32 protein-coding genes and 1 riboswitch are annotated in these 20,859 nt (G+C 33.1%); of the genes, 27 read left to right on the top strand and 5 right to left on the bottom strand.

Translation table 11 applies throughout. The features are described 5' to 3' along the window. Positions 1 to 4 precede the first annotated feature (4 nt). The 7 genes from rplP to rpsN are packed head-to-tail and all read left to right on the top strand — an operon-like array spanning position 5 to position 2,448. A complete protein-coding gene (rplP, locus tag B2X73_RS07305) occupies positions 5 to 424 on the top strand; it encodes a 50S ribosomal protein L16 (RefSeq protein WP_038335490.1) in 420 nt (139 codons plus the stop codon). Between the two features lie 22 nt (positions 425 to 446). Then, positions 447 to 635 carry a 50S ribosomal protein L29 gene (gene rpmC, locus B2X73_RS07300; protein ID WP_038335494.1) on the top strand — a complete coding sequence of 63 codons (189 nt, stop codon included), beginning with the start codon at positions 447 to 449 and terminating at the stop codon, positions 633 to 635. A gap of 16 nt (positions 636 to 651) precedes the next feature. Then, the gene (rpsQ, locus tag B2X73_RS07295; protein ID WP_019974197.1) at positions 652 to 906 is read left to right on the top strand and encodes a 30S ribosomal protein S17; all 255 of its coding nucleotides are present in this window, start codon (positions 652 to 654) and stop codon (positions 904 to 906) included. An 8-nt stretch (positions 907 to 914) separates the two neighbouring features. Then, complete coding sequence (rplN, locus tag B2X73_RS07290) at positions 915 to 1,283, top strand: 50S ribosomal protein L14 (RefSeq protein WP_019974196.1); 369 nt, start codon at positions 915 to 917, stop codon at positions 1,281 to 1,283. Between the two features lie 9 nt (positions 1,284 to 1,292). After that, positions 1,293 to 1,607, top strand: a complete 315-nt coding sequence (gene rplX, locus B2X73_RS07285) for a 50S ribosomal protein L24 (protein ID WP_038335509.1) — start codon at positions 1,293 to 1,295, stop codon at positions 1,605 to 1,607. Between the two features lies 1 nt (position 1,608). Beyond that, positions 1,609 to 2,172 carry a 50S ribosomal protein L5 gene (gene rplE, locus B2X73_RS07280; protein WP_038335516.1) on the top strand — a complete coding sequence of 188 codons (564 nt, stop codon included), beginning with the start codon at positions 1,609 to 1,611 and terminating at the stop codon, positions 2,170 to 2,172. Positions 2,173 to 2,178: 6 nt separating this feature from the next. Then, on the top strand, positions 2,179 to 2,448 hold the full coding sequence (rpsN, locus tag B2X73_RS07275; RefSeq protein ID WP_019974193.1) for a 30S ribosomal protein S14: 270 nt from the start codon (positions 2,179 to 2,181) through the stop codon (positions 2,446 to 2,448). A 71-nt stretch (positions 2,449 to 2,519) separates the two neighbouring features. On the opposite strand, the gene B2X73_RS07270 is transcribed toward rpsN, so the two are convergent. Genes B2X73_RS07270 through thiM form a run of 5 tightly spaced genes read right to left on the bottom strand, consistent with a single transcriptional unit; the run spans position 2,520 to position 6,049 of the window. Then, positions 2,520 to 3,155: an HAD family hydrolase gene (locus tag B2X73_RS07270; protein WP_125349695.1), complete on the bottom strand. Its 636-nt coding sequence runs from the start codon at positions 3,153 to 3,155 to the stop codon at positions 2,520 to 2,522. Beyond that, complete coding sequence (gene tenA / locus B2X73_RS07265) at positions 3,140 to 3,802, bottom strand: thiaminase II (RefSeq protein WP_038335522.1); 663 nt, start codon at positions 3,800 to 3,802, stop codon at positions 3,140 to 3,142. The genes B2X73_RS07270 and tenA overlap by 16 nt, the downstream gene beginning before the upstream one ends. Continuing rightward, positions 3,786 to 4,622: a bifunctional hydroxymethylpyrimidine kinase/phosphomethylpyrimidine kinase gene (gene thiD, locus B2X73_RS07260; RefSeq protein ID WP_038335524.1), complete on the bottom strand. Its 837-nt coding sequence runs from the start codon at positions 4,620 to 4,622 to the stop codon at positions 3,786 to 3,788. Before thiD ends, tenA begins: the two co-directional genes overlap by 17 nt. Then, on the bottom strand, positions 4,597 to 5,256 hold the full coding sequence (gene thiE / locus B2X73_RS07255) for a thiamine phosphate synthase (RefSeq protein ID WP_038335526.1): 660 nt from the start codon (positions 5,254 to 5,256) through the stop codon (positions 4,597 to 4,599). Before thiE ends, thiD begins: the two co-directional genes overlap by 26 nt. Beyond that, positions 5,246 to 6,049, bottom strand: a complete 804-nt coding sequence (gene thiM / locus B2X73_RS07250; protein ID WP_221853935.1) for a hydroxyethylthiazole kinase — start codon at positions 6,047 to 6,049, stop codon at positions 5,246 to 5,248. The genes thiE and thiM overlap by 11 nt, the downstream gene beginning before the upstream one ends. Before the next feature lie 82 nt (positions 6,050 to 6,131). Beyond that, positions 6,132 to 6,224, bottom strand: a riboswitch (TPP riboswitch). Between the two features lie 287 nt (positions 6,225 to 6,511). Between thiM and rpsH the strand changes: the two genes are divergently transcribed. The 20 genes from rpsH (at position 6,512) to B2X73_RS07150 (ending at position 20,634) form a co-directional block, all read left to right on the top strand. Then, entirely contained in the window at positions 6,512 to 6,913 is a 402-nt protein-coding gene (gene rpsH / locus B2X73_RS07245; protein WP_019974187.1) for a 30S ribosomal protein S8, read from the top strand. Positions 6,914 to 6,935: 22 nt separating this feature from the next. Beyond that, the gene (gene rplF, locus B2X73_RS07240) at positions 6,936 to 7,481 is read left to right on the top strand and encodes a 50S ribosomal protein L6 (protein ID WP_219034155.1); all 546 of its coding nucleotides are present in this window, start codon (positions 6,936 to 6,938) and stop codon (positions 7,479 to 7,481) included. Positions 7,482 to 7,494: 13 nt separating this feature from the next. Then, complete coding sequence (gene rplR, locus B2X73_RS07235) at positions 7,495 to 7,848, top strand: 50S ribosomal protein L18 (protein ID WP_114999013.1); 354 nt, start codon at positions 7,495 to 7,497, stop codon at positions 7,846 to 7,848. A 16-nt stretch (positions 7,849 to 7,864) separates the two neighbouring features. Next, the gene (gene rpsE, locus B2X73_RS07230) at positions 7,865 to 8,386 is read left to right on the top strand and encodes a 30S ribosomal protein S5 (RefSeq protein ID WP_114999014.1); all 522 of its coding nucleotides are present in this window, start codon (positions 7,865 to 7,867) and stop codon (positions 8,384 to 8,386) included. An 11-nt stretch (positions 8,387 to 8,397) separates the two neighbouring features. Continuing rightward, a complete protein-coding gene (gene rpmD, locus B2X73_RS07225; RefSeq protein WP_038335538.1) occupies positions 8,398 to 8,577 on the top strand; it encodes a 50S ribosomal protein L30 in 180 nt (59 codons plus the stop codon). Between the two features lie 30 nt (positions 8,578 to 8,607). Continuing rightward, a complete protein-coding gene (gene rplO / locus B2X73_RS07220) occupies positions 8,608 to 9,063 on the top strand; it encodes a 50S ribosomal protein L15 (protein ID WP_114999016.1) in 456 nt (151 codons plus the stop codon). Between the two features lie 15 nt (positions 9,064 to 9,078). Continuing rightward, positions 9,079 to 10,449, top strand: a complete 1,371-nt coding sequence (gene secY / locus B2X73_RS07215) for a preprotein translocase subunit SecY (RefSeq protein ID WP_038335544.1) — start codon at positions 9,079 to 9,081, stop codon at positions 10,447 to 10,449. A gap of 22 nt (positions 10,450 to 10,471) precedes the next feature. Next, positions 10,472 to 10,687, top strand: a complete 216-nt coding sequence (infA, locus tag B2X73_RS07210; RefSeq protein WP_019974180.1) for a translation initiation factor IF-1 — start codon at positions 10,472 to 10,474, stop codon at positions 10,685 to 10,687. 75 nt (positions 10,688 to 10,762) lie between these two features. Beyond that, positions 10,763 to 10,879, top strand: coding sequence for a type B 50S ribosomal protein L36 (gene ykgO, locus B2X73_RS07205; RefSeq protein WP_013598490.1), 117 nt, complete (start codon positions 10,763 to 10,765; stop codon positions 10,877 to 10,879). Positions 10,880 to 10,891: 12 nt separating this feature from the next. Next, a complete protein-coding gene (gene rpsM, locus B2X73_RS07200; protein ID WP_038335547.1) occupies positions 10,892 to 11,269 on the top strand; it encodes a 30S ribosomal protein S13 in 378 nt (125 codons plus the stop codon). Positions 11,270 to 11,280: 11 nt separating this feature from the next. Next, entirely contained in the window at positions 11,281 to 11,670 is a 390-nt protein-coding gene (gene rpsK / locus B2X73_RS07195; protein WP_019974178.1) for a 30S ribosomal protein S11, read from the top strand. A 47-nt stretch (positions 11,671 to 11,717) separates the two neighbouring features. Next, positions 11,718 to 12,320, top strand: a complete 603-nt coding sequence (gene rpsD, locus B2X73_RS07190) for a 30S ribosomal protein S4 (protein WP_038335550.1) — start codon at positions 11,718 to 11,720, stop codon at positions 12,318 to 12,320. 22 nt (positions 12,321 to 12,342) lie between these two features. Further along, on the top strand, positions 12,343 to 13,335 hold the full coding sequence (locus B2X73_RS07185) for a DNA-directed RNA polymerase subunit alpha (protein WP_291058705.1): 993 nt from the start codon (positions 12,343 to 12,345) through the stop codon (positions 13,333 to 13,335). A gap of 12 nt (positions 13,336 to 13,347) precedes the next feature. Then, positions 13,348 to 13,821: a 50S ribosomal protein L17 gene (gene rplQ, locus B2X73_RS07180; protein ID WP_038335555.1), complete on the top strand. Its 474-nt coding sequence runs from the start codon at positions 13,348 to 13,350 to the stop codon at positions 13,819 to 13,821. Between the two features lie 230 nt (positions 13,822 to 14,051). Then, complete coding sequence (locus B2X73_RS07175; RefSeq protein WP_286495357.1) at positions 14,052 to 15,122, top strand: DUF6263 family protein; 1,071 nt, start codon at positions 14,052 to 14,054, stop codon at positions 15,120 to 15,122. 1 nt (position 15,123) lies between these two features. Then, positions 15,124 to 15,381: a hypothetical protein gene (locus B2X73_RS07170; RefSeq protein WP_286495358.1), complete on the top strand. Its 258-nt coding sequence runs from the start codon at positions 15,124 to 15,126 to the stop codon at positions 15,379 to 15,381. Next, positions 15,371 to 18,016 carry a YfhO family protein gene (locus B2X73_RS07165; protein WP_286495359.1) on the top strand — a complete coding sequence of 882 codons (2,646 nt, stop codon included), beginning with the start codon at positions 15,371 to 15,373 and terminating at the stop codon, positions 18,014 to 18,016. The genes B2X73_RS07170 and B2X73_RS07165 overlap by 11 nt, the downstream gene beginning before the upstream one ends. A 7-nt stretch (positions 18,017 to 18,023) precedes the next feature. Next, positions 18,024 to 19,325: a glycosyl transferase family 1 gene (locus B2X73_RS07160; RefSeq protein ID WP_286495360.1), complete on the top strand. Its 1,302-nt coding sequence runs from the start codon at positions 18,024 to 18,026 to the stop codon at positions 19,323 to 19,325. A 59-nt stretch (positions 19,326 to 19,384) separates the two neighbouring features. Beyond that, positions 19,385 to 20,230: a GLPGLI family protein gene (locus B2X73_RS07155; RefSeq protein WP_291096098.1), complete on the top strand. Its 846-nt coding sequence runs from the start codon at positions 19,385 to 19,387 to the stop codon at positions 20,228 to 20,230. A gap of 158 nt (positions 20,231 to 20,388) precedes the next feature. Continuing rightward, complete coding sequence (locus B2X73_RS07150; protein ID WP_291053185.1) at positions 20,389 to 20,634, top strand: hypothetical protein; 246 nt, start codon at positions 20,389 to 20,391, stop codon at positions 20,632 to 20,634. Positions 20,635 to 20,859 lie beyond the last annotated feature (225 nt).

Genomic DNA, 20,859 nt, shown 5'->3' with positions numbered 1-20,859 from the left:
AGATATGTTATCACCGAGAAGAGTAAAGTTTAGAAAAACCCAAAAAGGTAAGATGAAAGGTGTTTCTCACAGAGGAACTCAATTAGCTTACGGGACTTTCGGGATCAAATCTTTAGACGAAGCGTTTATTACAGCACGTCAAATCGAGGCAGCTCGTATTGCTGCAACTCGTTTCATGAAGAGAGAGGGTCAATTATGGATTAAAATATTTCCAGATAAACCAATTACTAAGAAACCAGCAGAGGTACGTATGGGTAAAGGTAAAGGTGCACCAGAATATTGGGTAGCTCCTGTACAACCAGGTCGTATCTTATTCGAAGTAGGAGGTGTGCCAGTAGAGGTTGCAACTGAAGCATTGCGTTTAGCAGCTCAGAAGTTACCTGTTAAGACTAAGTTTATCGTTGCACGTGATTTCCAAAATTAATAATTTCAAAAATTAAGAAAAAATGAAAGCAGCAGATATTAGAAATCTAAGTGTTGAGGAGTTACAAGCTAAAATAGCTGAAGAACAAGCGAACTACGATCAATTAAAATTGACAAACGCTGTTTCTCCTGTAGCAAATCCAATCGGTATTAGAGACTTACGCAGAACAATTGCTCGTTTGAATACCGTGTTAAACGAAAAACAATCATAACAGTAATCTGTAACTGATGGAAAGAAAATTAAGAAAAGAAAGAGTAGGTTTAGTTACATCAAACAAAATGGAAAAAACCATTGTTGTAGCTGAAACTAAGAAGCAAAAGCACCCATTCTATGGGAAATTCGTTTTAAAAACGAAGAAATATACAGCGCACGACGAAAATAACGAGTGTAACGAAGGTGACACAGTGCGTATCATGGAGACTCGTCCTTTGTCTAAAAACAAAAGATGGAGATTAGTAGAAATCATTGAAAGAGCTAAATAAGATAAGTTATGTTACAACAAGAATCTAGATTAAAAGTTGCAGATAACACAGGAGCTCGTGAAGCATTAGTAATCCGCGTTTTAGGTGGTACTAAAAGAAGATACGCATCAGTAGGTGACAAAATCGTAGTTGCGATCAAAGAAGCTACACCTTCAGGAAACGTTAAAAAAGGTGCTGTATCAAAAGCTGTTGTAGTTAGAACTAAAAAAGAAGTTCGTAGAAAAGACGGTTCATATATCCGTTTCGACGATAATGCATGTGTATTATTGAACACTCAAGGAGAAATGCGTGGTACTCGTGTATTCGGTCCAGTTGCTCGTGAGTTACGTGATAAAGAATATATGAAAATTGTATCATTAGCCCCAGAGGTATTATAATAGAACAACATGGCAAAGTTAAAAATTAAAAAAGGAGACAAAGTAGTCGTTTTATCAGGATCTAACAAAGGTCAAACTGGTACTGTGTTACGCGTATTCCCTGACAAAGCTAAAGCTATCGTTGAAGGGGTTAATATTGCAAAAAAACGTGTAAAGCCAAGCGCACAAAATCCACAAGGTGGAGTTGTTGAAAAAGAAGCTCAAATCTATTTATGTAAATTGGCTTTAGTAGATCCAGAAACTGGGAAAGCAACGAAAGTAGCGATCAAAGAAGAAGGAGGGAAAAAAGTAAGAATTGCTAAAAAATCAGGAAAAGCTATCTAAGATGAGTACAACAACATACACACCTCGTCCGCAGGTTAAATATAAAGAAGAGATTGTAGCTGCTCTTAAAGAAGAGTTCGGATACAAATCTATTATGCAAGTTCCTAAATTAGAGAAAATTGTTTTATCTCAAGGTTTAGGTGCGGCTACAGCTGACAAAAAAATCGTTGATTACGCTATCGAAGAGTTAGAATTAATCACTGGTCAAAAAGCAGTAGGAACAATTTCTAAGAAAGATGAAGCAGCTTTCAAATTACGTAAAGGAATGCCAATTGGTGCTAAAGTAACTTTACGTGGTGAGAAAATGTACGAATTCTTAGATCGTTTAGTATCTGCAGCTTTACCACGTGTACGTGACTTTAGCGGTATTTCTTCTACAGGTTTCGACGGTAGAGGTAACTATAACTTAGGTATCAAAGAGCAAATTATCTTCCCAGAAATTAATATTGATAAAATCAAGAAAATTCAAGGTTTAGATATTACCTTTGTAACTTCAGCGAACACAGATAAAGAAGCAAAAGCTTTATTATCTAAATTCGGATTACCATTTACTAAAGAAAAATAAGAAGTCATGGCTAAAGAATCAATGAAAGCGCGTGAGCGCAAAAGAGAAGCATTAGTTGCTAAATATGCTGCGAAACGTCAAGCTTTATTAGAAGCTGGTGACTACGAAGCATTACAAAAATTACCTAAAAACGCTTCTCCTGTACGTTTACACAACCGTTGTAAATTAACAGGTCGTCCAAGAGGATACATGAGAACTTTCGGGATCTCTCGTGTAACTTTCCGCGAAATGGCGAACGAAGGGTTAATCCCAGGTGTTAAAAAAGCGTCTTGGTAATTTACCAATAGCTTTAGAAATATTAAATCCTTACTCTTTATTGAGTAAGGATTTTTTTGTTTTTGTAAGGTTTATATTTCTTTGATCAATTCCCTAAAATCAGCTATGTAATTTGGCTGAAGACAAAAATCTGAATTGTTGTAAATTTTATAATTTAAACCAGCATCTTTTGCTGAATTAATTCCGGTGAGTGAATCTTCGATAACTAAAACTTCTTCCTTTTGCTTTTCGCATAATGATAAAGCTTTTAAATAAGGTTCTGCATTTGGTTTTCCTTTTGAAACATCATCTGCTGAAATAGTGTGATCAAAATAGGAATGAAGTTTTAATTGTTGAAAAGCATACTTAATTTGTCTTCTAGAGGAATTGGAAACAAGAACAATTTGAATTTGATTGGCTTTTAAATGTTCCAACATCTCAGCAACGTGGTCATTTAATTGTACAAACTGATGAAAGTTTTCGACATAAAATTTTTCTGTCCAATCGATTATTTCCTCGTACAAATGATTTGTAAAGCGTTGCTGATTTTCTAACATCAATTGGATTGCTTCATTTGTTGTGAAATTCATTCCGTCATTTTCTACCAAACATATCGTATCCAACCGATATATTTTAATGACTTCATCAAACATCAGCTCCCATAATTGTTGACTATTTACGATTACCCCATCAAAATCAAAAAAGATGGCATTTATTTTCTTTCCCATGTGATATTTTCATAAGATGCATTCCAAAACTGAAATTCTAATTCGCTTGCTTTGACAAAAGCTTCTAGCATTTGTTCTTTTATTTTTTCAGTTGCTCCTTCTGCAATCTTATCAACATAACTTTTCGCTTTTTTTACACCTTCACCAAATTCATCTCCACTATAGGTCTCAATCCATTTTTGATATGGATTATTTTCTTTTGTTTGATTTTTGATGATTTCATCACCAACTTCTTTATAAATCCAAAAGCAAGGCAAAACAGCAGCTAATGCAATTTCAATAGGTTCGAATGCAGCTGTACTTTTTAAGAAATGTGAATAATGGTGACAAACAGGTTGTGTTTCGATGATGATGTTTTGCGATAATCCAAAATCCTCAAAATAGGATTCGTGTAAAGCACGTTCAACAATTAATGCATTTTTTCCGAATTCGAAAAAGTCAATGGCTTGTTGATTGTCTTCAGATTTTGATCCAATGGCAGCTAATACTCGCCCAAAATGTTCCAAATATTTTGCATCTTGTAACATGTAAAACTGAAATTTCTCTATTGGTAATGACCCATTTTGCAATTCAATTATAAAAGGCATATTTAGAATATCATTGTAAATAGGCGCGATGGTTTCCCAAGCTTTAGTTGTGAATGTCATAGGTTTTTAATTTTTGTGGATTAAATAAATGATTAAGAGGTCCATTTCCTTTTCCAATTGTTAGGTCTTTACTTCCTAATATTGCTTGTTCAACATATTCTTGTGCTAGTTGTACACTTTGTGTGAGTGAAACCCCCAAAGCTAAATTACACGCAATTGCAGAAGATAGTGTGCAGCCTGAACCATGCGTATTTTTTGTCTCTATTTTTTGAGAGGTATAACTTTGTACAGGTTGTTCTTTTTGAAATAAATAACTGATAATTTTTTCTTGCTGAAGATGTCCGCCTTTTAATAAAAGATTCTGACAACCTAAATTTAAAATCGTTTCTCCATAAGAAAGCATCAATTCAGCAGAATCAATTTTATGATTTACCAAAATACTTGCTTCATCAAGATTTGGCGTGATAAGCGTGGCCAAAGGAAAAAGCTTTTCTATGCAAGCTTCAAGTGTTTCTTCTTTGATTAACCGATGTCCACTTGTCGCAACCATGACAGGGTCATAAACAATCGGTCTATTGTAATTTTTTAATTCCTCTGAAATGATATGAACCAATTCAACACTATGAACCATTCCAATTTTTATTGCATCAGGATAAATATCCTCTAATATGGATTGAATTTGTTCACGAATTGCTTGTGCAGGAATTTCGTAAATATTTTGTACGCCTTGTGTATTTTGAACAGGCAAGGCTGTCAATACATTTGTTGCATAACAGCCATGAGCGGAAATTGTTTTGGTATCAGCTTGTATGCCAGCGCCACCGCTTCCGTCAAATCCGGCAATTGTTAAGACACTATATGCTTTTTGGATGGTATTCATTTTCGTTAATAATTTGTTTTAAAATTTGGGCAGATTTTTTTGGATTTTTGCTTCCGCAAATTGCAGAAACAATTGCAACACTATCTGCACCGGCTTGTATGATTTTAGCAATATTACTTTCATTAATTCCGCCAATTGCAATCAATGGTTTTGATGTTTTAGTTTTCAAAAATTTTAATCCTTCAAAACCCCATTCAGTAATCGTATTGGTTTTTGTTGGAGTCGAAAATATTGGACTTACCCCTAAATGATGTACATATTTCATTTCATCATCATTCAACTGTTTGATAATTTCTAAAGACCAACCAATATTTTTTAGAGCTTGTGCATTTTTGTGAATTTCAGAAGGTAATATATCTGACTGCCCGACATGTATTCCCCAAGGATTAACAGCGGTTGCGACTTCTAATGAATCGTTAATAATCAAAGGGATATTGTAGTGGTCCGTAATTTTTTTTAATATTGTAGCTTTTGAAATATACTCGCTGACAGTGCAATTTTTTTCCCGAAGCTGAATGATATCAACCCCACCTATAATTGCTTGCTCTGCAACATCTAACCAATGAAGATGCGTACAATCTTTTTCAGAAATGACTAAATACAAAGGATAAGGAAAAGTTGGATTAATCTTCATAAACTGAGATTTTCAAATTTGTTTGAATTTCTTCTGCAGATATATGGTATAACGTGTCATACAAATTCATTTGTAAGGTTCCTGGGCCATTACTTTTTTTCTGTGCCAATTCACCTGCTAAACTAAATATGGCCATGCCGCTAACCGTTTCGAGGAAAGGATTTTTATTAAGGCCAATAAAAGCACCGATGCTAGCTGTTGCTGAACAACCTAAACCAGTAACTTTAGTCATCAATTCATGACCATTTTTAATTTCAATTATCGGATTGTTGGATACAATAAAATCTGAAGCACCTGAAATGCAAACAACAGATCCAATTTTCTGGTTTAAATTGTGTGCTGCTTTTATCGCTTGATTACTTTGATGTGTACTGTCGACTCCTTTTCCCTGAACAGCTTCGAAGGTATCTAAAGCTAAAATTTCTGAAGCATTTCCTCTTATGACAGTAGGATGATAGCGAAGCAGTTCTTTTATAAGTTCATTTCTGAAAGTTGAAATTCCAGCTCCAACAGGGTCTAATACCCAAGGTTTATTCAGTTGATCTGCTTTTTTTGCTGCAATTAGCATGCTTTCTGCCCAATAATCATCAAGAGTTCCGATATTGATGACTAATGCATTTGAGATTTTGACGATATTTTCCACTTCTTTGTGTGCATGTATCATAACAGGCGATGCTCCAATTGCCAAAAGAGCATTTGCAGTATTGTTCATCACCACAAAATTGGTGATGTTGTGAACAAGCGGATTTTTTGTCCGGACAGCATGTAAATTTTGAATAATTAGATTTTCCATTAATTGATAATTTTTTAGATGAAACAATTAATGGCTAAAGAGGATTTTCTTTGAAAATAAAGCGTTGCAAATATTAAATAATTGCATAGATATTGCTTTTCCCTACGTCGGTGTTAACCGTATCAGGTTCAAAGGGACTCTCTCAATTCTTTTCAGAATACCCCTAAAGCCAAATCAAATTTATATAAATTGTTTTGACTTTCAGCTATTTTTTAAGAATAAAAATAGAAGATTACATCAAGAATTAATTGTTGAGATCGATTAAAAAGATAAATAAATATAAAGATTGAGTTTCATGTTTTGTCTTAATCCCTAGTTATAAAACGATTAAAAATAAATTATTTAGATTAATAGTTTGTAATTAAAAAATATGCAATATATTTGCAACCCAAATGCATAGTGCATTTTGGTAAAAGTTTAATTTTAAAAGTAGTGCTTACGCGCTATACTATAGAATTATTTATGTATACAGATCCAATTTCAGATTTTCTAACTCGCGTTAGAAATGCAATGATGGCAGGACACAAAGTAGTGGAAATCCCTGCATCTAAAATTAAAAAAGAGATCACTAAGATCTTATTTGAACAAGGTTACATCTTGAACTACAAATTCGAAGGACAAGATCAACCTCAAGGAACAATCAAAATCGCTTTAAAGTACGACAAAGTTACTAAAGAGCCAGCTATCCGTAAAATCAAAAGAGCTTCAACTCCAGGTTTACGTCAATACGCAGGATCTAAAGAATTACCTCGTGTATTAAACGGTTTAGGTGTTGCTATCATCTCAACTTCTAAAGGTGTGATGACAGATAAACAAGCTCGTCAAGAGAATGTAGGTGGTGAAGTTTTATGTTTTGTTTATTAATCTTTTAAAAAATTAAGAAATTATGTCAAGAATAGGACACGCACATATCAACATCCCTGCTGCAGCAACTGTTGAATTTAAAGATAACGTAGTTACTGTAAAAGGTAACAACATTACAATGACAAGAGAGTTAAAAGAAGGATTTGATTTAACAATCGAAGACGGAGTTTTAACTGTAGTTCGTCCAAACGATTCTAAAGATAACAAAGCTTTACATGGTTTATACCGTTCATTAATCAATAACATGATTACTGGTGTAACAGAAGGTTTTAAAAAACAATTAGAATTAGTTGGTGTTGGTTATAGAGCATCTAACAACGGACAAAAATTAGATTTGTCATTAGGTTTCTCTCACAATATCGTTATTGAATTACCTGTTGAAATTAAAGTTGAAACTTTAACAGAAAAAGGTAAAAATCCTATTATTACATTATCATCTCATGATAATCAATTATTAGGAATGATTGTAGCGAAAATTCGTTCTTACCGTAAGCCAGAGCCTTACAAAGGAAAAGGAATTAAATTCGTAGGAGAAATTATTAGAAGAAAAGCAGGTAAATCTGCATAAAAATCATTGAAAAATGGCATTATCTAAAGTAGAAAAAAGACAAAAAATAAAAAGACGCGTGCGTCGAAATATTTTTGGAACAGAAACTAAACCTCGTTTATCAGTTTACCGTTCTAACAAAGAAATTTACGCTCAAATTATTGACGATAACAATGGAGTAACTTTAGCTTCTGCATCATCTCGTGAAAAAGGTGTTGCTGTAGAAGGTACAAAATCTGAAGTTTCTGTATCAGTTGGTAAAGCATTAGCTGCTAAAGCTATTGCAAAAGGAATTGAAACTGTAGTTTTTGATCGTAACGGTTTCGTATATCATGGTAGAATCAAAGCTTTAGCAGATGGTGCTAGAGAAGGTGGATTAAAATTCTAAAAAAGAGAAAGAAATTATGTTAGGATTTAAAAACGTAGAAAGAGTAAAACCAACAGGTTTAGATTTAAAAGATCGTTTAGTTGGAGTACAACGTGTTACTAAAGTAACAAAAGGAGGTAGAGCATTTGGTTTCTCTGCAATCGTAGTAGTAGGTGACGGAAACGGAGTAGTAGGTTACGGATTAGGGAAATCTAAAGACGTAGCTTCTGCAATCGCTAAAGCTATCGAAGACGCTAAGAAAAACTTAGTACGTATCCCGTTATTTAACAACACAATTCCTCACGAACAAGAAGCTCGTTTCGGTGGTGCGCAAGTATTCATCCGTCCAGCATCTAAAGGTACAGGGGTAATTGCAGGTGGTACAGTACGTGCGGTATTAGAATCAGTTGGTGTACATGATGTATTATCAAAATCAAAAGGTTCTTCTAACCCTCATAACGCAGTAAAAGCTACATTCCGCGCTTTATTAAGCTTACGTTCTGTAGAGACTATTGCTCGTCAAAGAGGTATTTCTGTAACTAAAGTATTCAACGGTTAAAAAAAAGTAAAATGAGCAAAGTAAGAGTAAAACAAACACGTAGTGCAATCAACCGTGATAAATCTCAAAAAGCTACATTAGTTGCTTTAGGTTTAAAAAAGTTGAATCAAGTTGTTGAGCACGAATCAACTCCTCAAATTGAAGGAATGATCCGTAAAATCTCACACTTAGTAGTAGTAGAAAGAGCTTAATCGCTTTTAACCTTTTAAAAATTATTAAAAATGAATTTAAGTAATTTAAAACCAGCTGCTGGTTCAGTACAAAATAAATTCCGTAAAGGTAGAGGTGAAGGTAGTGGAAACGGTTTGACAGCAGGTCGTGGACACAAAGGTGCTAAATCTCGTTCTGGTTATTCAAGAAAAATCGGTTTCGAAGGTGGACAAATGCCTTTACAAAGACGTTTACCTAAATTTGGTTTCAAAAACATCAACAGAGTTGAGTACACAGGAATCAATTTAGATACAATTCAACAATTAGTTGATAACAACAAAATTACAGATACTTTAAATAAAGAAACATTAGTTCAGTTAGGATTAGCTCACAAAAATGACTTAGTGAAAATTTTAGGTCGTGGAGAGTTAAAAGCAACTGTTAATGTTACTGCTGATAAATTCACTCAAACAGCTCAAGAAGCTATTGTGAATGCAGGAGGTAAAGTAGAATTAGTTAACGCTTAAGAATATATTTTATAGATGAAAGGGTTTATACAGACCATAAAAAATATCTGGAGCATAAAAGAATTGAAGGATAAGTTACTTGTAACTATCCTTCTATTGTTGGTTTATAGATTCGGTTCTCATATTCCACTTCCAGGTGTCGATATTAACGAGGTTAATCGTTTTGTTGCAGACCAAGAAAATGCAAATTCAGGAATTTTAGGATTATTAAACTCTTTTACCGGAGGTTCTTTTAAGAGAGCTTCCGTATTTGCGTTAGGAATTATGCCTTATATCTCTGCTTCGATTGTTATACAATTGATGGGATTAGCAGTACCTTACATCCAAAAACTACAAAAAGAAGGAGAAAGCGGACGTAACAAAGTAAACCAAATTACGAGATGGTTAACAATCGGGATTTGTTTGGTGCAAGCACCAGCATACCTTACATTAGTAACTTCTCAAATTTTACCTTACGATCCAACTTCATCATATGCTATCTATGTAATTCCTCCAACCAACTTTTGGTTCTGGTTCCCTTCAACAATCATTTTGATTACAGGGACAATCTTTGCCATGTGGATGGGAGAAAAAATTACTGACAAAGGTATAGGTAACGGTATTTCAATCTTAATTATGGTTGGTATCCTAGCCGACTTACCAAAAGCAATATTTAATGCATTTGAAGTTGACCCTTCAAACGGTATTTTCTTCTTGATAGAAATGTTAGGGTTAATCCTAGTTATTGCAATGTGTATTATGATTGTTGCAGCGGTGCGTAAAGTACCAGTACAATATGTAAGAAGAGCGCAAACTTCAAGTAGTTCATATATGAGATCAGTTACAGACTCTGTACGTTCATATATTCCACTTAAAGTAAATGCAGCAGGTGTAATGCCTATTATCTTCGCACAAGCAATTATGTTTTTACCAGGAACATTGGCAAACTATTTCTTAGACGAAGGAAGTCCAGTAAAAGCATTCTTCGCGAAAATGGCAGATCCATTTACGTGGGAATACAATTTGATCTTCGGATTACTAATTATTATCTTCACATATTTCTATACTGCAATCACAATCCCAGTAAACCAAATGGCAGAAGATCTTAAACGTAACGGAGGAATCATCCCTGGAATCCGTCCTGGAAAAGAAACTGCAAATTTTTTAGACGAAATTTTATCAAAAATTACGTTACCTGGAGCAATTTTACTAACTTTGCTTGCTGTTTTGCCAGCGATTGTAAAATTATTAGGTGTAGAACAGAGCTTAGCAATGTTCTTTGGAGGTACATCAATGTTAATTATGGTGGGAGTTATCTTAGATACTGTACAACAAATTAATACATATTTATTAAATCACCGTTACGATGGTTTAATGTCTTCAGGTAGAACTTCAAGAGATATCTAATAAGATTTTATTAAAAAGATTTATGGCTAAACAAAAACATATTGAACAAGACGGTACGATTACAGAAGCATTATCAAATGCAATGTTCCGTGTCGAATTAGAAAATGGACATGTTGTAACATGTAACATATCTGGTAAAATGCGTATGCACTATATCAAATTATTACCAGGTGATAGAGTTAAAATAGAGATGTCTCCTTACGATTTAACGAAAGGTAGAATATCTTACAGATACTAAAAGAAATAATAACGACTGGTGATAGAGTTAATGTAGATACGTTAACTCTATCGGATTATAAATAAATTTACAAAGATGAAAATTAGAGCATCCATTAAAAAGAGAAGTGCTGACTGTAAAATTGTGCGTCGTAAAGGACGTTTGTATGTGATCAACAAAAAGAATCCTAAGTTTAAACAAAGACAAGGTTAATTATTTAGAATTATGGCAAGAATTTCAGGTGTAGATTTACCTAAAAACAAAAGAGGGGTAATCGGACTTACATACATTTACGGGATCGGAAGAAGCAGTGCTTCTAAAATCTTAGCTGAAAATAATATTTCAGAAGATACAAAAGTTAGCGAATGGACTGATGAAGAAATCAACGCAATCCGTGCATCGATCAATGAAACTTTCAAAGTAGAAGGTGAATTAAGATCAGAAATCCAATTAAACATTAAACGTTTAATGGATATCGGATGTCAAAGAGGTATTCGTCACAGATTAGGTTTACCATTACGTGGTCAAAGAACAAAAAATAACTCACGTACAAGAAAAGGTAAAAAGAAAACAGTTGCTAACAAGAAAAAAGCCACTAAATAATAAATAGGATCATGGCAAAAAATCAGAAAGTAGTAAAGAAAAGAAAAGTAGTTATTGAAGCTACTGGACAAGCTCATATTCAAGCATCGTTTAACAATGTTATCGTTACTTTAACAAACAAAAACGGTGAAGTTATCTCTTGGTCTTCAGCAGGTAAAATGGGATTCCGTGGATCTAAAAAGAACACTCCTTACGCTGCTCAAGTAGCTGCTCAAGATGCAACAACAGTTGCATACGAAGCAGGATTAAGAAGAGTAAAAGTATTCGTGAAAGGACCAGGTCAAGGTCGTGAATCTGCTATTAGAACAATTCATAACGGTGGTATCGAGGTTTCTGAAATCGTTGATGTTACTCCATTACCACACAATGGATGTCGTCCACCTAAAAAGAGAAGAGTATAATCATTTTTCTCAATTTAATTATTTAATATATTTAATAGTAACAAATCATGGCAAGATATACAGGACCAAAAACTAAAATTGCAAGAAAATTTGGACAACCAATTTTCGGTGACGATAAATCTTTTGAGAAAAAGAAATATCCTCCAGGGCAACACGGACCTAACAAAAGAAGAGCTAAAAAATCAGAATACGCTATTCAGTTAACTGAAAAACAAAAAGCAAAATATACTTACGGTATTTTAGAGCGTCAATTTGCTAACTTATACAAAAAAGCAAATGCTTCTAAAGGAATTACAGGTGAAGTATTATTACAATTATGTGAATCTCGTTTAGATAACGTAGTTTACCGTTTAGGTATCGCAAACTCACGTAGTGCTGCACGTCAATTAGTATCTCACAAACACGTAACTGTAAACGGAGAAATCGTGAACATCCCTTCTTACCAATTAAAAGCTGGTGATGTAATCGCTGTTAGAGAAAAATCTAAATCTTTAGCTGCAATCACAAACTCTTTACACGCACGTAGCGAGTACGATTGGTTAATTTGGAACGACGAACAAAAATCAGGAACTTTCACAAAAGCTCCAGAAAGAGTTCAAATTCCAGAAGATATTAAAGAGCAATTAATCGTCGAGTTATATTCTAAATAAACCTTAAAATCAGACTAATAAAATGACTATTTTAAATTTCATCAAACCTGACAAAGTAATCTTAGTAGAGTCTGACTCTAAATTCGGACAATTTGAGTTCCGTCCATTAGAGCCAGGATACGGGATTACAGTTGGAAATGCTCTACGTAGAGTGTTACTTTCTTCATTAGAAGGATATGCGATCACTTCAATCAAAATTGAAGGAGTTGAGCACGAATTTTCAACTATTCCAGGAGTAGTGGAAGATGTTACAGAGATCATTTTAAATCTGAAAAAGGTTCGTTTTAAGAAACAAATTGATGAATCAGATGCTGAAACTGTAACTGCTACTATCTTAGGGCAAGATCAATTAACAGCAGGTGATTTAGGGAAATTTATTTCTGGATTCCAAGTTTTAAACCCTGAATTAGTTATCGCTAACTTAGACGCTAAAGTAAACGTAACAATTACATTTACAATCGAAAAAGGTAGAGGATACGTACCAGCTGATGAGAATAAAAAGGCTTCTGCGCCAATCGGTACTATAGCAATTGACTCAATTTACACTCCAATTAAGAATGTAAAATACGCAATTGAAAACTATCGTGTAGAACAAAAAACTGACTACGAAAAATTAGTTTTTGAAATTACAACAGATGGTTCTATAACACCTCAAGATGCTTTAACTGAAGCAGCTAAAATCTTAATTCACCACTTTATGTTATTCTCAGATGAGAGAATAACATTAGAAGCGGAAGAAGTTGCATCTGGTGAAACTTATGATGAAGAAGCATTACATATGCGCCAATTATTGAAAACAAAATTGGTAGATATGGATTTATCAGTAAGAGCATTAAATTGTTTAAAAGCAGCTGAAGTTGAAACATTAGGCGAATTAGTTTCTTTCGCTAAGTCTGACTTAATGAAATTCAGAAACTTTGGTAAGAAATCTCTTACAGAGTTAGAAGAATTGGTGGACAGCAAAGGTCTTAACTTTGGAATGGACATCGTAAAATATAAGTTAGACGTAGAATAATTTTATTAAAAAATGAGACACGGAAAAAAATTTAACCATTTAGGTAGAACTGCCTCTCATAGAAGAGCTTTATTATCTAATTTAGCTATAGCGTTGATTACTCACAAGAGAATTAACACAACAGTAGCAAAGGCTAAAGCATTACAAACATATGTTGAGCCTTTATTGACAAAGTCTAAAACAGACGATACTAACAACCGTCGCGTTGTATTTTCATACTTACAAGATAAAGAAGCTGTAACTGAATTATTCAGAACTGTAGCTCCTAAAATTGCAAATCGCCCAGGAGGATACACTCGTATCATCAAAACTGGATTCCGTTTAGGTGACGGTGCTGATACTGCAATGATCGAGTTAGTAGATTTCAATGATATCTACACTAACGCGAAAGTAGAGAAAAAAGCAACTACACGTCGTAGTAAAAAAAGTACTAAAACAGAAGAAGCTGCACCAGCTGCTGAAACTGAAAGTACAGAAGAAGCATAATCTATTCGATTATATAGTAAAAAGCCTCCCAAATTGGGAGGCTTTTTTTGTATTTATTAATTATGACAATTTGTAATACTTTATAATTTTCTAGATTGACAATAAATTCTTTTCAATCATCTAATTTTCTAGATATGATTGTTTTAAAATCTTAATGTTAAAAAATCAACTAAAATCCTTATTTTTGGATTGATTTTGGCAATAAACCAATTATCAAACATAAAATTGATATGAAAAAATTACTATTCATGATGGCTGTCGCAATGGCAGTTGTTTCATGTAAAAAAGATGATAAAGTCGTAGGAAAAGATAAAGATGGAAAAGAATTAATTGTGAACGAAAAAGGTGATACAGTTGCCAAAATAGAAACAACAGATTCTTTGAAAATCGCTGAAACGCCTGCTGAAACAGAAGTTGTTGCAATAACAAAAGGTGCAGATGACAAATATGCATACAAATACAATTTGGAGATAGGAAAGACTTATCCAATGACGTTGGGAATTAAAACAACTCACACGGCTTCGGACGGGAAACAATCTCAAAAAATGTCAAGTGAAAGTAAAAAACAAATTGATTATACGGTAAAAGATTTCAAAGATGGTGTGTATACATTAGAAGTGAAATCTAAACAATATAGCGAGAAAATGACAGATCCTTCGGGAAAATCAATTTCGTATGACACAAATGCTGCAAAACCAGCGAACAAAGATATTGCGGTTTCTTGGTCGATTTACAAAGCTATGACAGGAAAAACGTATACAATGAAAGTTGATCAGAAAGGAAAAGTTGTAAGCGTTGATGGATTAGAAGGAATCAAAACTTCAATTCTTAACTCTGTGAAGAAACAAGTTTCAGCAGAAGAGTTTAAATTCTTTACACAGATTATCGACAATTCATTAAACAAACAAGCAATTTCTTCTCAATTTGAAGAAACGATGAATATTTTCCCTAACAAAACTTTAGCGCTTAAAGAATCTTGGAGCGATAGTCAAAAAATTGATCAAGGTCCAATGAAAGGAAATATTTCGATGAAAAGAACTTTAGCAAGTGTTGAGCCTGCAAATACGACAATTACTGTAAATGGAACGCAAAGTTTGAAAGGTAATGAGTCGCAACAAGGTGTTACAATGTCTGCGAATAGTAGTGCGAATGTAGATGGAAAAATTTTGTTGGACACTAAATCTGGTTGGATCAACAAAGTTAATTTAACGAAAAAGGAAACATTAAAACGTACAGTAGAAGCGCAAGGTCAAAAACAAACGATGACTGAGTCGGTTACAACTGTCACAACAGTTAACTAAAATGAAAACAATTATTTGGATTATAATTTTAAGTATTATTTTCTTAACTATTTTTAGATTTTTAAGAAAAGTATTTGCAGTGAAAAAAGTTTTTCAAGAAGCAATTAATCAGCAAAGAAATGCTTATAATCAGAACCAAAACTCAAATGATTCGTACAACGAATCGAAACCAAACACATCTTTCGACAAACCGAAATATAATATAGACGCCGAAACGGTGGATTACGAAATAATCGAAGAAAAAAAGGATGAAAAATAAAAAGAATTTACTCTACGTTCTTATCTCATTGCTGCTTTTTGCAGTGATTGCATTGGTGTATTGTTCACCAGTTTTATCGGGAAAATCTGTTATTCAACCTGATATTATCAACTACAGGGGTAGTGCGCAAGAAATGTTGACGTATCAAGACAAAACAGGAGAAAATGTCTATTGGTCTGATGCGATGTTTGGTGGAATGCCAACCTATCAAACTGGAGCAAAATATGATTTTGATATTATCAAAACGATAGATGGTGTTTTCAGATTTTTACCACGTCCAGCAGATTATATTTTCTTGTTATTTACAGGATTTTTTATTCTTGGCTTAACGCTTTTCAAAAAATGGCAATATGCTTTAGTTGGTGCAATTTTCTTTGCTTTTAGTTCGTATTATTTTGAGCTGATTGCAGCAGGGCATAACGGAAAGCTCCATACAATTGGTTATTTCGCGCCTTTTGTTGCCGGAATTCTTTTATTGTATCGTAAAAAATACATTGCAGGTTTTGTACTTACAACCTTGTTTATGGGATTGCAATTACAAGCCAATCACATTCAAATGACGTTCTATTTGTTTTTAGCGATGTTGGTTTTTGCAATTGTTCAATTTATTGATAGTTTAAAGAAAAAAGAATTACCAGATTTCTTAAAATCATCTGCATTAGTAGTTGTCGCTTTAATTATTGCAGCAGGATTGAATGCAAATCGATTATTGTCAACTTACGAATACAGTAAAGAAACAACTCGTGGAAAATCTGAGATGACCTTGTTGAAAAAGAATTCGAACGGATTAGATCACGATTATATCACACAATGGAGTTATGGAAAATTAGAAACATTAAATCTTTTTATTCCAAATTTGATGGGTGGTGGTTCGCAAACGAATCCAGAAGATTTAAAGAATTATACATCAGAATTACAAAATACTCAATATAGCCTTGGTGAAGACGAGTTCAATCAGCAAGTTTTTCAAGCTGTGGCAAGTCAACCGAGAAGTGCATATTGGGGAGATCAGCCAGGAACTTCCGGACCTGCATATCAGGGAGCTGTAGTCGTTTTCTTGTTTATTATCGGAATGTTTATGGTACGTGGAAAATACGCGACCTATAAAAAATGGTTAGTTGGAGCAACGATTCTAAGTTTCATTTTGGCTTGGGGTAAAAATTTACCATTCGTTACCAACTTATTCATTGATTATTTCCCGATGTATGATAAGTTCCGCGCTGTATCATCAATCTTGGTAATTGCCGAATTTACAATGCCTTTCTTAGCAATTTTGACTTTATATTATTTCTTTAATTCTGACGAATCAGATGAATTCAAAAAGAAAGTACTTTATATAGCTGGTGGTTCTACAGTCGGAATTCTAATTATTTTCTTCTTATTCGGTGGAATGATTTTTCCATTTACATCAGAGAATGAAAAATTAATGACTGAACAATTAATCGGACAAATTCAGCAAGCAAATCCAAATGCAATCGGACTTTGGGATGGATTAATAAAACGATTAGATGAAGCATTAATTCAAGATAGAATTTCTATGTTTAAAGCGGATACAGTTCGCACATTGATTTTTGTTTTGTTCACAATGGCTTTGTTGTTGGCTTATTTATTCAAGTTTATCAAAAAACCAATTATCGTCATTTTAGCGATTGGTGCATTGGCTTTTATTGACGGATTTACGGTGAATAAAAGATATTTGAACGAAGATAATTTTGTATCTAAATACATTGTTGATAATCCTTTCCCAACTGAAATGTCGCCTCGTTTACAAACTGAAGCAGAGAACAACAATAATGTAGCGCAAATTGCTTACAAAGTTCCATTGAATAATTTATTATTAAATATTTCAAAACAAGATAAATCACATTTCCGTGTGTACAATACGGTTTTGAGTACATTTAATGAAGCTGGAACTTCATATTTTGTTCCTTCAATTGGTGGTTATCATGCGGCGAAATTAGGAAAATACCAAGATGTTGTGGATATCTATTTTTCTCAAGATCCGCAATTGAAAAAATATGGAATCAAAGATGAAACAGGTTTGATTAATGTATTGAATATGATGAATACGAAATACATTATTCATGGAAGTCCAACGGAGCCGCAAGTACAGCAAAATCCTACAGCTTTGGGAAGTGTTTGGTTAGCCTCAAATATCAAATGGACAGAAAATGCAAATGATGAAATTTTAGCGATAAATTCTACTCCAATTAATAACACGGTAATTTTACGTAAAGATTTGGTTGAGAATAAAAACATGAATGTTTCGGCAGATACTAATGCGAAAATTGAATTGGTTGATTATTCACTAATGAAGATGACGTATAAATCTTCTTCTAATACAGATCAAATTGCTGTTTTCTCAGAAGTTTATTATCCGCACGGTTGGATTGCAACGGTTGATGGAAAAGAAGTTCCGATCGAAAAAGCGAATTATGTTTTGCGTGCAGTTCCTGTACAAAAAGGAAATCATACAATCGTGATGGAATTTAAACCACAAGTTATTTCTACTGGAAATATGATTGTGATAGTTTCGAATATTTTACTTTTAATCGTTGTGGCTGGAGGTATTTATTTGGGATATAAAAAATGTTCTATAAAAGAGAATTTAAACTTAGTCGCTGAAAAGGCTTAATTTTGGAATGAAAAAAATATTAATCATCACCTATTACTGGCCTCCTGCGGGAGGTCCTGGTGTTCAAAGATGGTTGAAATTCACAAAATATCTTCCTGAATTTGGATATGAAACCTATGTTTATATTCCAGAAAATCCTTCTTATCCAATTCTCGATGAAACTTTAGCCAAGGACATTAATCCAAAAGTTAAAATCATCAAGAATAAAATTTGGGAACCTTATCAGTTAGCAGAAAAACTGAATCCAAAGAATAAAGCTTATAAAGGTGGACATTTCGAAAAGAAAGAAAATCAATCTTTCATGTCGAGATTGTCAGTTTTTGTGCGTGGAAATTTCTTTATTCCAGATGCGCGCAAGTTTTGGGTAAATCCTTCTGCAGAATATTTAAAAGACTTTTTACAGAAAGAAAATATAGATACGATTGTAACTTCTGGTCCGCCTCATAGCTTACATTTAATCGGTTTGAAATTGAAAAAACAATTACCAAATCTCAAATGGTTGGCAGATTTTCGTGATCCATGGACTCAAATTAGTTATCACAAAGAATTGAAATTAACTTTTTGGGCTGCAAAAAAACACGAAGATTTAGAGCGTGAAGTAATGCAAAAAGCAGATGTTGTTTTAGCAACAAGTTATGCTGATGGAGAAAATTTCAAGAAGATTGGTGCAAAACATGTAGAAGTAATTACAAATGGTTTTGAAGAAGTAAAACAACAAACAGAAAAAGATCAAAATCACTTTCATTTGACGTATTCTGGAGGTTTGGAAATGCTTCGAAATCCTGTTGCATTGTGGAAAGCTTTAGCTGAATTAACTTCCGAAAATCAATCATTCAAAGAAGATTTAAAACTTAATTTTTATGGTTCTTTAGCTGATGACGTCAAACAAACAGTGATTGATGCAGGTTTAGAGAAAAACTTGGTTGCACATGGTTACGTTTCACATCAAGAGTCATTGAACGCTATTAATACAGCAAATGTTTTGATTTTGACCAACTTTGATAATGTTGCATCTAAAGGAATTATTCCTGGAAAGTTATTTGAATATATGGCGACTGGAAATCCTATTTTAGCAATTGGACCAGCTGAGGCTGATGTTCAAAAAATACTGCATAAAACGAAAGCTGGCGATTATTTTAGCCATCAAGATGTTACTGAAATAAAATCTTTCATCCTTTCTATTTATAACCAATGGTTAAGAAATCCTCTTCAAAAATTTGAAACAAACGAAGACGAAGTTCAACAATTCAACCGTAAAAACTTAACTAAAAAGTTGGTTGACGTGGTAAATAATTTAAAAATAAATTAATACTATATTTGTAGAATAAAAATATTTATAGTAATTTCATCATAATTAACAACCTTATAATGAAATTACTATACTATTTTATCATTTTTATTGGTTGCATTGTATATGCACAGCCACAAATAAAAACTGATATATCCTTTGCGCCTATTAAATATTCGCAAACGAATTACGAGTTGTCCAATTACAACATTATTTATGACTACAAAATTGTTCGTAATGTAAAAAAACCTGAAAAAACAAAAACTGGTTTAGCACTTTTACAAATTGGTAAACGTTACAATAAATTCGTCGATTACAATCAAATCGGTACGGATTCTATTCTTGAAAGTTTTAGTCATTTACCTACAATTAAGACGAATGAATTTAATCAAATAATGTCTCAAAGTTTTAAATCTGCTTTTAAATATCAACTTATTCTAAAGAAAGAAAATGATGAACTTACATTTGTTGATAGAATCTCTCCGAATGATTTTCTTTACAAAGAAACGTTACCAAAATTAGATTGGAAACAACTGAATGACACCAAACAAATCTTGAATTATACTGCAAAAAAAGCGACTGTAAACTACGGTGGTAGAAAATGGACGGCTTGGTACACTGACGAAATCCCAATGAATGCTGGTCCGTATAAATTTTATGGTTTGCCTGGTCTTATTTTAGAGATTTATGATGATAAAGAACATTATCATTTTACAGCAAACGCTAGCAACCAAAATCCTAAACAAATCTATTTAGCTCAAGGTGAAAAAACACCTATAAAAGTTAAGAAAACAGAATTCTATAAAGCTGAAAAAGATTATCATGAAAATGCAGCTGAAAGGTTAAAAGGAGTTGCACTTGACGAAAATAAGAAACCTATAACCAATTTTGGTGGAATGCCTTATAACCCTATTGAATTGGAGTAAGAATTTAACATATTCTATTTGTTTTTAATTACTTAACTTACAAAACGATTTGTTTTATTCATTTATTATTATTATTATTATTGATGTAATTAACGTTAATGAGGCAATTGTAGGTTGCAAACTATGATTGATTATTAAAAAACTAAATTACTTAAAAAATGAAAAAAATGTTATTAACAAGTGCTTTTGCACTTATCGGAACTTTTGCAATGGCAAATGAAACTAACACTACTACAGTTGTAGAAAAAGAATGTGATTTATTTAAATCAAGTACAGAATGTGGAGGTTATATAATGGCTTGCAAAGATAAAGACGCAACTTGGGATTTAGCAGCAATAAATGAAGCAGATAAAAAGCTATGTGAAATGGAAAAATTAATAGAATCTATTCCACCTGCAAATTAAAGTAATAATCTAATAAATTATGTAGATAATTAAATAAATATTATTTAGTTATCTACATTTATCGATACCATGAAAAAGCTATTATATATATTATTATTAACCCGTAGTGCATTTAGGTAATATTAATTTTTAATTTGTTAATATTTCTATTTTGGTTTCTGTTTATTGATTGAATAATAGTAAGGGTTAGTATTTTTGATAGTATTGGATATCCCCCTGAATTTT

Source organism: Empedobacter sp. UBA7252, from assembly GCF_002472765.1.
GTDB lineage: Bacteria > Bacteroidota > Bacteroidia > Flavobacteriales > Weeksellaceae > Empedobacter > Empedobacter falsenii_B.
Note: the sequence above shows the minus strand (reverse complement) of the source record. Positions and strands in the feature narration are given on the sequence as shown.

Excerpts from the sequence above, each read along its gene's own strand:
- rplP (WP_038335490.1), top strand. The coding sequence starts at position 5 with ATGTTATCACCGAGAAGAGTAAAGTTTAGAAAAACCCAAAAAGGTAAG.
- rpmC (WP_038335494.1), top strand. The coding sequence starts at position 447 with ATGAAAGCAGCAGATATTAGAAATCTAAGTGTTGAGGAGTTACAAGCT.
- rpsQ (WP_019974197.1), top strand. The coding sequence starts at position 652 with ATGGAAAGAAAATTAAGAAAAGAAAGAGTAGGTTTAGTTACATCAAAC.
- rplN (WP_019974196.1), top strand. The coding sequence starts at position 915 with ATGTTACAACAAGAATCTAGATTAAAAGTTGCAGATAACACAGGAGCT.
- rplX (WP_038335509.1), top strand. The coding sequence starts at position 1,293 with ATGGCAAAGTTAAAAATTAAAAAAGGAGACAAAGTAGTCGTTTTATCA.
- rplE (WP_038335516.1), top strand. The coding sequence starts at position 1,609 with ATGAGTACAACAACATACACACCTCGTCCGCAGGTTAAATATAAAGAA.
- rpsN (WP_019974193.1), top strand. The coding sequence starts at position 2,179 with ATGGCTAAAGAATCAATGAAAGCGCGTGAGCGCAAAAGAGAAGCATTA.
- B2X73_RS07270 (WP_125349695.1), bottom strand. The coding sequence starts at position 3,155 with ATGGGAAAGAAAATAAATGCCATCTTTTTTGATTTTGATGGGGTAATC.
- tenA (WP_038335522.1), bottom strand. The coding sequence starts at position 3,802 with ATGACATTCACAACTAAAGCTTGGGAAACCATCGCGCCTATTTACAAT.
- thiD (WP_038335524.1), bottom strand. The coding sequence starts at position 4,622 with ATGAATACCATCCAAAAAGCATATAGTGTCTTAACAATTGCCGGATTT.
- thiE (WP_038335526.1), bottom strand. The coding sequence starts at position 5,256 with ATGAAGATTAATCCAACTTTTCCTTATCCTTTGTATTTAGTCATTTCT.
- thiM (WP_221853935.1), bottom strand. The coding sequence starts at position 6,049 with ATGGAAAATCTAATTATTCAAAATTTACATGCTGTCCGGACAAAAAAT.
- rpsH (WP_019974187.1), top strand. The coding sequence starts at position 6,512 with ATGTATACAGATCCAATTTCAGATTTTCTAACTCGCGTTAGAAATGCA.
- rplF (WP_219034155.1), top strand. The coding sequence starts at position 6,936 with ATGTCAAGAATAGGACACGCACATATCAACATCCCTGCTGCAGCAACT.
- rplR (WP_114999013.1), top strand. The coding sequence starts at position 7,495 with ATGGCATTATCTAAAGTAGAAAAAAGACAAAAAATAAAAAGACGCGTG.
- rpsE (WP_114999014.1), top strand. The coding sequence starts at position 7,865 with ATGTTAGGATTTAAAAACGTAGAAAGAGTAAAACCAACAGGTTTAGAT.
- rpmD (WP_038335538.1), top strand. The coding sequence starts at position 8,398 with ATGAGCAAAGTAAGAGTAAAACAAACACGTAGTGCAATCAACCGTGAT.
- rplO (WP_114999016.1), top strand. The coding sequence starts at position 8,608 with ATGAATTTAAGTAATTTAAAACCAGCTGCTGGTTCAGTACAAAATAAA.
- secY (WP_038335544.1), top strand. The coding sequence starts at position 9,079 with ATGAAAGGGTTTATACAGACCATAAAAAATATCTGGAGCATAAAAGAA.
- infA (WP_019974180.1), top strand. The coding sequence starts at position 10,472 with ATGGCTAAACAAAAACATATTGAACAAGACGGTACGATTACAGAAGCA.
- ykgO (WP_013598490.1), top strand. The coding sequence starts at position 10,763 with ATGAAAATTAGAGCATCCATTAAAAAGAGAAGTGCTGACTGTAAAATT.
- rpsM (WP_038335547.1), top strand. The coding sequence starts at position 10,892 with ATGGCAAGAATTTCAGGTGTAGATTTACCTAAAAACAAAAGAGGGGTA.
- rpsK (WP_019974178.1), top strand. The coding sequence starts at position 11,281 with ATGGCAAAAAATCAGAAAGTAGTAAAGAAAAGAAAAGTAGTTATTGAA.
- rpsD (WP_038335550.1), top strand. The coding sequence starts at position 11,718 with ATGGCAAGATATACAGGACCAAAAACTAAAATTGCAAGAAAATTTGGA.
- B2X73_RS07185 (WP_291058705.1), top strand. The coding sequence starts at position 12,343 with ATGACTATTTTAAATTTCATCAAACCTGACAAAGTAATCTTAGTAGAG.
- rplQ (WP_038335555.1), top strand. The coding sequence starts at position 13,348 with ATGAGACACGGAAAAAAATTTAACCATTTAGGTAGAACTGCCTCTCAT.
- B2X73_RS07175 (WP_286495357.1), top strand. The coding sequence starts at position 14,052 with ATGAAAAAATTACTATTCATGATGGCTGTCGCAATGGCAGTTGTTTCA.
- B2X73_RS07170 (WP_286495358.1), top strand. The coding sequence starts at position 15,124 with ATGAAAACAATTATTTGGATTATAATTTTAAGTATTATTTTCTTAACT.
- B2X73_RS07165 (WP_286495359.1), top strand. The coding sequence starts at position 15,371 with ATGAAAAATAAAAAGAATTTACTCTACGTTCTTATCTCATTGCTGCTT.
- B2X73_RS07160 (WP_286495360.1), top strand. The coding sequence starts at position 18,024 with ATGAAAAAAATATTAATCATCACCTATTACTGGCCTCCTGCGGGAGGT.
- B2X73_RS07155 (WP_291096098.1), top strand. The coding sequence starts at position 19,385 with ATGAAATTACTATACTATTTTATCATTTTTATTGGTTGCATTGTATAT.
- B2X73_RS07150 (WP_291053185.1), top strand. The coding sequence starts at position 20,389 with ATGAAAAAAATGTTATTAACAAGTGCTTTTGCACTTATCGGAACTTTT.